Annotated in this window: 8 protein-coding genes; 4 read left to right on the top strand and 4 right to left on the bottom strand. The window is 57.5% G+C overall.

The genetic code is table 11. The features are described 5' to 3' along the window. Positions 1–91: 91 nt before the first annotated feature. The gene (locus FHS03_RS27655; protein ID WP_229426472.1) at positions 92–523 is read right to left on the bottom strand and encodes a cupin domain-containing protein; all 432 of its coding nucleotides are present in this window, start codon (positions 521–523) and stop codon (positions 92–94) included. Positions 524–598: 75 nt separating this feature from the next. Here FHS03_RS27655 and FHS03_RS27650 point away from each other — a divergent pair, with 75 nt between their 5' ends. Further along, positions 599–1561, top strand: coding sequence for an SDR family NAD(P)-dependent oxidoreductase (locus tag FHS03_RS27650; protein WP_183444126.1), 963 nt, complete (start codon positions 599–601; stop codon positions 1559–1561). Between the two features lie 248 nt (positions 1562–1809). Here the strand turns inward: FHS03_RS27650 and FHS03_RS27645 are convergent, their stop codons facing one another. The 3 genes from FHS03_RS27645 to FHS03_RS28345 form a co-directional block, all read right to left on the bottom strand. Continuing rightward, positions 1810–2238, bottom strand: a complete 429-nt coding sequence (locus FHS03_RS27645; RefSeq protein ID WP_183444125.1) for a hypothetical protein — start codon at positions 2236–2238, stop codon at positions 1810–1812. Positions 2239–2288: 50 nt separating this feature from the next. Next, positions 2289–4403 carry a hypothetical protein gene (locus FHS03_RS27640; RefSeq protein WP_183444124.1) on the bottom strand — a complete coding sequence of 705 codons (2115 nt, stop codon included), beginning with the start codon at positions 4401–4403 and terminating at the stop codon, positions 2289–2291. A 193-nt stretch (positions 4404–4596) separates the two neighbouring features. Then, the gene (locus FHS03_RS28345; RefSeq protein WP_229426471.1) at positions 4597–4857 is read right to left on the bottom strand and encodes a LysR substrate-binding domain-containing protein; all 261 of its coding nucleotides are present in this window, start codon (positions 4855–4857) and stop codon (positions 4597–4599) included. Here FHS03_RS28345 and FHS03_RS27630 point away from each other — a divergent pair. From FHS03_RS27630 to FHS03_RS27620, 3 genes are all read left to right on the top strand, one after another. Beyond that, positions 4838–5653, top strand: coding sequence for an MFS transporter (locus FHS03_RS27630; RefSeq protein ID WP_183444122.1), 816 nt, complete (start codon positions 4838–4840; stop codon positions 5651–5653). The two genes, FHS03_RS28345 and FHS03_RS27630, sit on opposite strands and share 20 nt — an antisense overlap. Before the next feature lie 253 nt (positions 5654–5906). Then, positions 5907–8078, top strand: a complete 2172-nt coding sequence (locus tag FHS03_RS27625; protein ID WP_183444121.1) for an RHS repeat domain-containing protein — start codon at positions 5907–5909, stop codon at positions 8076–8078. Then, positions 8075–9214 carry an RHS repeat domain-containing protein gene (locus FHS03_RS27620; RefSeq protein ID WP_183444120.1) on the top strand — a complete coding sequence of 380 codons (1140 nt, stop codon included), beginning with the start codon at positions 8075–8077 and terminating at the stop codon, positions 9212–9214. The genes FHS03_RS27625 and FHS03_RS27620 overlap by 4 nt, the downstream gene beginning before the upstream one ends. Positions 9215–9243: the final 29 nt, after the last annotated feature.

The following is a 9243-nucleotide window of genomic DNA, read 5'->3' as shown; positions in this document are numbered from 1 at the left end:
CCCTCGGCTTAAAAAACACGCCGCTTCCCAGCGGTGTGATGTCATCATCAATCAATTCAGCCCTGGGCTCAAGACGGCGCTGGCTTTACGCTTACGGTAAGCTGGCAAACAAGAGGTTGGCTTCCTCACCAAAGGCGAAGCGTCCGCCGATCAGAAAAAACGCATCGGCGCTGCCGCAGCGGGCAATCCCTTTCTGGGCATGGCAATAGACCTCATCGGAATGAACCGCCGGTAGCGACAGATCGCTGCACAGCGAAAACGTCCGCTTGCGCGTCAGCAGAAAACAGTCCCCTTGCTCCAGGCGAATCGGCTGCTGCACGCCGTCCACCGCCAACCAGCATCCGCCCTCGACGATGGCATTGAACTTGATGCCGTCGGGCGGCGGAAAGTCGATGGCCCAGTCGCCACCGGCTCTCAAACCGGCAAAAACGGAACGTTGGGCGCCAAGCAGGGAAAGGACTTCGGATAGGGGATCCATCATTCTGGATGATCTCGATAGAAAATCGGATTTTGCTGCATTCATAGTCCGAAGTCCAGTCGGGATAATGCAAGGAACGGTTTTACCCCGATTCCAGCTCAATCTGCATAAGGACGCTTCATGACCAGCAAACAGATTCCCATCCACTCTGGTTTCGGGGCGCGCAGCAGCGCAGCCGAGGTCCTTGCCGGGCGTGATCTCTCGGGCCGCACGGTCCTCGTCACCGGCGGTCATTCGGGCCTTGGCCTGGAAACGACGCGCGCGCTGGCGCATGCTGGTGCGCGGGTCATTGTTGCCGCGCGTGATGTGGAGGCCGCCCGTGCCAATCTCCCTAACACGGAGGTGGAGCGGCTCGACCTTGCCGACCAGGCCAGCGTGCGCGATTTCGCCCAAGGTTTCCTGGCCCGCCGCCTGCACATTGACATGCTGATCGGCAGCGCCGGCATCATGGCCTGTCCGGAGACCCGCGTGGGGCCAGGTTGGGAGGCGCAGTTTGCCACCAACCATCTTGGGCATTACGCGTTGGTCAATTTGCTCTGGCCGGCGCTCAGGGGTGGCGCCAGGGTGGTGCTGGTCTCGTCGGCTGGACACCACCAGTCCGGCATGCGCTGGGAGGACGTGCAGTTCCTGCATGGCTACGACAAGTGGCTGGCCTACGGACAATCGAAGACCGCCAATGCCCTGTTTGCCGTGCATCTGGACCGGCTGGGGCGTAGCGAGGGCGTACGCGCCTTCTCCCTTCATCCCGGCAAAATTTTCACGCCGCTCCAGCGCCATCTGACGCGGGAGGAAATGGTGGCCGCCGGCTGGATGGATGGCGCGGGTAAGCCCGCCGACCCAAGCTTCAAGACAATCGAGCAGGGCGCGGCGACCCAGGTATGGGCCGCCAGCTCGCCGCAGCTGCAAGGTCTGGGCGGCGTGTATTGCGAGGATTGCGAGGTCGCTACGCTGGATGAAGGGGCAATGCCATCCTTCGTTGGGGTGCGGCCGCATGCGGTCGATCTGGAACAGGCTGAACGGCTGTGGGCGCTATCGGCAGAGTTGACGGGGATCGATGCCTTTGCAAGCGAGGCGCCGAGGTGATCTGCTTCACCGAGTGAAGCGTTCGCCTCATGATCTACTCCTTACGTGGTGCAGGATAGGACCAAACTAGCACTCGAAAGTGCCCGGCTTTTCTAAATTAGATCAACCTTTAACTGGTACTGGCTCGTTGGCGGCCTGATAGAAATGATCCACCGCCGCACTCCCTGGAAGACCCGCGAAGCCGTCGAATTGGCCATGCCGGAACGGGTGCCTTGATTCAACCATCGCGGCTGCTGACAGCGCCGCGGCTATGATCGATGATGCGGAATCGTTCCGCGTCTGTAGGTAAAATCCGGAATCGTCGTGATGGGGATGAACGGATTAAGCAGGGGCTCCTTATTGCGTAAGCGAATCACCAAATGATCGTAGGATTTGCCTGCCTCGGTAGGTAGGTCCGGGCGCGCGCCCACCGTGACGACGAGGCCCTTGTCGGTGGGGTAAGCCGCTTCCAGTTTTTTTGCCTCGCAGGCGTGCCAGAGAAATGCGCCTGGTTTACTCCATTCAAAGGAGATGTGCCAATCAGGGCCATTAACATGCGCTAGGCTCCCGACTTGGCCGTACACGCCGCCGCCGATCAGGCCGCCTGAACCACGCACTTCGAGCTGAATGTCATAAGGGGATTGCTTCGACAGGATCTCGATATCCCATTTTCCGTAGAAATTAATTAACGTAAACATGGTCAGATAGCCTCTCTCTCTCTCTCTCTCTCTCTCTCTCTGGGCATTGGTTAAAAAGGCTCGAGCCCGGTGTGACGAGTGAATTCGCTGCTGAATCCAGTGAGCTCGCCATTATTGGTTAGCGCCCTGAGCGCCTTTCGCCATGTCGCCATCGCACTTGCCTTATTGGGGGCTGGATCGCCGAAGCGCGCCTCGATCTGGGCCCGGTTTGAGTCATTGCGTTGTCCCCAATGCAGGATTCCGTTGACGTTGGGATCGAGTGCTAGCGCAACGGCGAAATCGATCAGTTCCTTGGTTCCGGCCACGTCGGCCAGGCCGGCAACCTCCACGGCGCAGGTCACCGGAAACTTTTGCGGCCCGAGCAGCGCGCGCGTCGGTCCCATGAAGCGCAGAGAAATGTAGCCGACGAAGGCGCGGCCACTGGTGACCTCCTGGCCGATTTCGAATGTCAGCAGCGCATCGACGAAAGCGGTCAGCAGTGGGTCGGTTGCATCAAAAAAGACTTCAATCGACTGCACATTCACCCTACAGCTCAAATCGAGATAATCATGCGTATCCATCACCGCGTAGCTGATGGCCTCGTAGTCCGAATTGCCCTGTTGCTTTTCGAATACCGAAGCGGAAATCATTTGCCAGATCAGCAGACCGGCCTGGCGCTTTTGGGGATCTGGATCGCTCAGCAGTGCAACTCTGATCTGGTTCATGACCTGCCCAAAACGAGGCGCCGCATTACTTTCGATCGAAATCGCTAGTGCTGCGAGAATGGCCAAGAAGGGAAACAGGGCCGCGAGCAAGGCTAATAAGCCGCCGCCGCCAACGGCGGCGACAGCGGCGATGCCCCAGCCTATATCGTTGCCATTGCTGGAGATGAAATCCTTCAGTTCCTGCATGACTGTCTTGATCACCCCGGCAATAAAATTGGCGTCGGAGCAAGCCAATTCTAGAAAGTCGGCCGGCGCAGCCTTGCCTGGATGTGCCGGGTCGGGATCATACGGGTGGCTGGCGCCGGCGGCGGCAAAGCGTGGCCCCTGAATTTGCGGATCGAGCAAATTGATGATGGCACCGACCCGCTCGGCGCGACCGGCCGGAACTGTCGAGTTGGGGACGACGGCCATGGCGACATTACGGCGCTTGGTGACGCCCGCTTGGTGCAGCTTGAAGTGGCCGTGCGGTGTGACGCTGATGGCAATTTGCAGGAACCTATTACGCGACTGTAGTGGGTCCGCCATGGTTGTGTACAGTGGGCTAGCCGTATCCTTTACCTGCGATTTGATGGCTTCCCAGGTCGTCAGGCGCCGCTCTTGGTGCAATGTATATTGTCGCACTGTCGCAATGACGATCGAATAGACGACGCCAAAGCGCCCGGCTGAGACTAAGACCGCATCGAACAGGTCGTCATTGCGCAGTACGGTAAAGTTGTTGGGGCCGCCGAATTCGTCCTTGCCGTAAAAGGCTTTCAGTTTGCTCTCGTCTGTCAGATGCGCTTCAATCGGAAACCGCAACGAATGCGGTTCGATCCAAAAGTGGTGTCCACCGTCGACCACCAGATGGAGCGCCATGACCGAATCAGCAATCGGCCGCATGTTGATATCACCGCCATGGGTGCCAGTATGCAAAGCGCCGAACACCGTTTGCCCACCAGCTCCTCCCAGCGTCCTGAATGCCCACGGGCCGAGATAATCGGGATTGCCGAAGTTATCGGCAAGCAGATTGGCGAGACTTTGTGGGGCTGTATCGCCTCCATCCAATTCCGCGTAGGCCTGGTAGATTCGTTTTCCGGTTTCGATATGAACCGGGTAAAGCCCCTCGTTCTCGGAAACCGTTTGGGTGTCGAACGGTTTCACCTTGCGCTTAGCGAGCGCGGTAATGAAGGCGTCGTTCATGCAATTCGGGATGACGTCGTAAAGTGTCTTCCCCATGGCTGGGTGCATACCGTTGGGATCGTGGGTTTCAATGAAGGTGTGGTCGGAAATGGCAGCGTCGGAGAGTGCCCAATGGCTACCTGCGGCGTGCAGATGCTGATCGGGTTCGTGCGTGGCGCAGAGGTTGACCAGATCGGCTAAACCAACCGGATGCGTGATCCGTGGCGCCAACGGGACTTTGGGGGACAGTGGATTATCGTGCTTGCGGGTCCAGGCTTGGCCAAACACTTCATTGAGCGACATTGGAATCCTCCCGTGTTTTCATTTTTTTAACGTTACACCACATTTCTGGATAATGTGAAGTTTGGTTGCGCCTGTCGGATTTTCTTTGTGGTGCAGTGCGATTCCCCATCGTTACTACTTATTTGAACGTAAGAACGGTTGCGATGCGTTCGTCGCAAGGATCGCCGCCACGCCGGTCGTGGGCGCCGGAAAATCAGGGCGTCGCCGCGAGCAGGTGTTCCGCCCTGAAATCGACAAAGGCGCGCACGCGCGGCAGCAGTTGGCGGTTGGAGGGCCACAGGACCCAGAAGGTGCTGGATGCGCTCGTCCAATCATCGAGTACCGTCGCCAGCGCGCCGTCGGCGAGGGCTTGCCGGACGGCGAAATCCGGCAGGCACGCGATGCCGTGGCCCTGCCTGGCCATATACAGCAGGGTCTCGACATGGTTGCTGGTCATGCCGGCCGCCAGCCGCAACTCGGCCTCCTGGCCAGCGCGCTGCAAGGGCCACTTCCGGCCTTTGCTCGACCTTTCCCTGTTCGCCAATGCGCGCTTTGTCGGCGTGCAGGTCCTGGCGGTCGCACCGGCTTACGCCTACATCGTCTTGCTCGTGATTTTGCCGGCGCGCTTTATCGGCGTGGAAGGTTATAGCGTGCTGGACGCCGGCCGGATGATGATTGCGTTGTCCGCGCCCTTGCTGATTCTGCCCTTTATTGCCGGGCAGCTGGCGCGCTGGATCGATGTCGGTACGCTGTCGGGGATCGGACTCCTTATCGCTGCAGCGGGCCTGGCCTGGCTGGGCCACAGCATCGCCAGCGATGGGGCAAGCCGTTTGCTGGTGATGGCGCTGATCGGCATTGGTATTGCTTTGCCCTGGGGCGTAATGGACGCTCTGGCGGTCAGCGTGGTCGACAAGGAGCGTGCCGGCATGGCCGCCGGCATCTTCAATGCGATGCGCCTTGCGGGCGACGGGATTGCGCTGGCGGTAGTCGACGCCACGCTATCGGCCCGTATTCTGTCCGAGCTGCTCGGTTTAGCGGGGGCGGCTCCATCCGGCGCAGGGGCGGGCGGTGAGTGGGCCGCAGCCGCGAACCGCCTGGTCATGGGCGATATGGGAAATGCCTTGCGCCATTTGCCCGCGGCGGGCAGCGCTGCTTTACGCCAAGCCTACGAGGAGGCGTTCCGCTGGCAATTGCTGATGCTGGCGGTGGCGGCAGCCATAACCGCGCTGCTGGTGTTTCTGCTGCTGAGCAGAGTAAGAACGCATGATTGAACACGCATGCTCTCTTCGGGTACGCTGGCGTTCCGGTTGGCTAGCACAAGTGTTTGAGATTTGGTGAGAATTGGAGAATTTTTATCGTAGAGTTCCTGCCTATATTGAATCGTTAGGGCTTCATGCTTTGGGGGGAAATATGCGCCTTCGACTTACGCTCATACTGATTCTTGCATTGTTGGCGATTGTGGGGCACTCCCGCGCAGATGAGTTTGTCCAGTCTAGAAAACTGTACCTGACCCAGGCGGGTTACATGACTGACCGCGATGCTGCGATTCAGGAGCACGCGCGCCAATTTTGCGTAGGTAATCCGCGCAGATTGAATTGCCATGGCCGCTTCTCGCAAGAGTATTTCGAGACAGGGGAGCGCGTGTGGAAGCTTGAGGGGTTATACGGATTTATCACGCGCAATCCGCCGTATCCTGACCAGGTTTTCGAGGACATCGTCGATGCCGACAGCATTTACTACGACTGCCCAAAAAGCTGGTCCAATGTAACACTCAGCACCAATCCCGGCCTATGTTCTCGCCCGGAGCAGCCAGAACCCGATTGCGATACCTGCGATCCGCGCGTTTCGCCCACGGCCGGCAATCCCATACTGATCACAGCCGGCATCAAGCAGCAGGTCGAGGTCGATTACCAAAATTATCTGGGCACGCTCAGCTTTATTCGAACCTATCGCAGCGATACCCGGCAGTGGCAGCACAACCATACAGCTTTTGGCATCAATTTCGGCAGGTCCGGCTTTGACCAAGTTCCACCCAATGGCTGCCTTCAAAGCGTTAGTGCCAACACTGGAGAGGAATGGTGCTACACCTACGCTGGTCGGCGGCAAGCGAATGATTTTGCCCTTCGCCGCAGCAATGGCCGCCTTCTGCGCTTCGGCTCGAGCAGCGATATGTTGCCGCCTAAAGATGTGAACGACCGAGTGACCGATATCTTTGAGGCCGGTGGTTCTTGGGCAGGTTCGCAAGTGCGGCATGGCCAAACGGATGCTTCTGAAATTTATGACCGGAACGGCTTGCTTCTGAGCTCGACGGCCCGTAACGGCCAGATTACCCGTTATACCTATAGCGACACCTCCACTTCTCAGGATATCGCGCCGAAACCTGGTCTGCTAATCGGCGTTACCGATGCCTTCGGTAACCATCTGAATTTCATTTACGATCCACGGTCCCGGCTCGTCAAAATGTTCGACCCGGCGGGCGGGGTATATGAATACGCCTATGACGCCTCGGGCAACATCACATCGGTAACTTACCCCGATGGGAAGTTGAAGCGTTATCTGTATGGCGAACTGGATAGGACGGGAAACACCAGGCAGCCCTTTGTGCTCACCGGCATTGTTGATGAAAACGGTGATCGCTATGCCAGCTTCACCTATAACAGCGCTACTCGTGCGATAGCGACAGAGCATGCCGGCGGAGTCGAAAAATATCTGGTCGCTTACCCGGCTGGTTCCCGGACGATCGTGACAGACCCCCTGGGTACTCAGCGTATCTATGACCATATACAAGCCTTGGGCGTGAAAAAGATGTTTGGGGTGACGCAGCCGGCGACCGGGGGCATGCCTGCCGCGTCAACCGTGGCCAGTTACGATGCGAATGGCAATTTGACAGGTTTTCGGGACTTCGATTACACCACGAGCAGCTATGCTTATGATCTTTCACGAAATCTTGAAATTCGCCGAACCGAAGCCGTGGGCAAGCCGGAGGCTAGAACCATTAGCACGGAATGGCATGCGCAATTTCGCCTCCCTTTACGTATAGCCGAACCCAAGCTCATCACCAGCTATGGTTATGACGAGCGGGGAAATGTCCTCAGCAAATCGCTGCAGGCTACCAGCGATACCAATGGCGCAGCAAGCTTTTCCGCTGCTGCATTGGGATCACCCCGCGTTTGGCGTTACACATATTCTTCCGTTGGCCAAGTTCTTACCATCGACGGTCCGCGTACCGATGTCAACGACATCACGGCCTACGCCTACGATAGCGCCGGCAATTTGATCAGCATACGTAACGCCGTTGGCCACACTACCCGGTTTTTTCGCCATGACGCCCATGGTCGCGTCGGCCGCATGAGCGATCCGAATGGCTTGGTCACGGAACTGAGCTATACGCCGCGCGGGTGGTTGGCCTCGCGCTCGGTAGGCGGCGAACTGACGACATACAGCTATGATGGGGTGGGCCAGTTGGTGCAAATCAGCATGGCCGATGGCAGCAGCCTACGCTATGGCTATGATGCCGCCCACCGTCTGACAGGCGTTTCCGACAATCTGGGCAACAGCATCAACTATGGTTTGGACACTATGGGCAACCGGATCAGTGAGCAGATCAAGGATCCCAACGGGGTTCTCACGCGCCAGATCAGCCGGACCTATGATGCCCTGAATCGCGTGCAGAAAGTCACGGGAGAATCGCCATGAAGATGTGCTTGTCGTCTCCAGTGATGTGTGGCGCATTGCTGTGTTTGCTCAGCGCTTCCGCCACTTCCCAGATACAGAATACGACTACCCAGTACAGCTACGATCAGGTCGGCAATGTAGTACAGGTCATTGATCCATTGGGCCGTGCGACCAAATATACCTATGACCAGTTACGGCGGCAGACAAAGGTTGTCGATGCCAAGAATGGTGTGACGGAAATTGGCTACGATGGGCAGGATCGCATCAGTCAGGTCAGCGATGCTCGCCGTCTGCAAACCAGCTTTGCCATCGATGGCTTAGGGAATTTAATCCAGCAAATAAGCCCGGATACGGGTAAGACTGTTCTCACCTATGATGAGAGCAGTAACGTCAAGACTCGTACAGATGCCAAAGGACAAGTTACTAGATACCGGTATGACGAGCTAGATCGCGTGGTCGAGGTCAGCTATAGCGATGGAACTGCTGCGATCTATGTCTATGACCAGGGAGAAAATGGCCTTGGTCATCTGACCCAAATTCGCGACATTAGCGGCAGCACGCAATACTCCTACGATTTGCATGGACGCGTTGTTAGGGAAGCGCGGGAAATCGATGGGAAAGTTTATGTGACGGGCTATCGGTATGATGGCGCAGGGCGCTTGGCCGGTCTCGACTATCCCAGCGGGCGCAGTGTAGATTACCTGCGGGATCCGATTGGAAATATCAACGAAATCCGTACCGGTAAGGACGGAAAGATTGAGGTGCTGGCCAGTGCCGTTCTCTATACTCCCGTGGGCGCCGTGCAGTCGTTCATTTTTGGGAATGGCCAACGATATGCCCGTACTTACGACATTGATGGTCGCGTTACAAGCTATACATTGAACGGCGAGCCGCAGATTGTCAGTTACGATGCGGCTAGCAGAATTACCGGGATCGCTGCCCCTCAAAAAGCGGATACGGCTGTCAGCTACGGCTACGATGAACTCCATCGCCTGACCAGTGAACTGCGCAGTACCAATAGCTTAGCCTATAGCTATGATGCCGTTGGCAATCGGGTCCGCTATTTAAACGGCGCCGCGACTGTCACTTATAGCTGCGGTGGTCAAGAAATTTCGGACACAACAATAGGTTCACGCACTGCCATTTTCCGTTCATAGACGGCGGGCGACAGATTGCCCAATGCTGA

This window comes from Pseudoduganella violacea, assembly GCF_014191875.1.
Lineage (GTDB): Bacteria > Pseudomonadota > Gammaproteobacteria > Burkholderiales > Burkholderiaceae_D > Rugamonas > Rugamonas violacea_A.
This window is presented reverse-complemented; position numbering and strand designations above follow the sequence as displayed.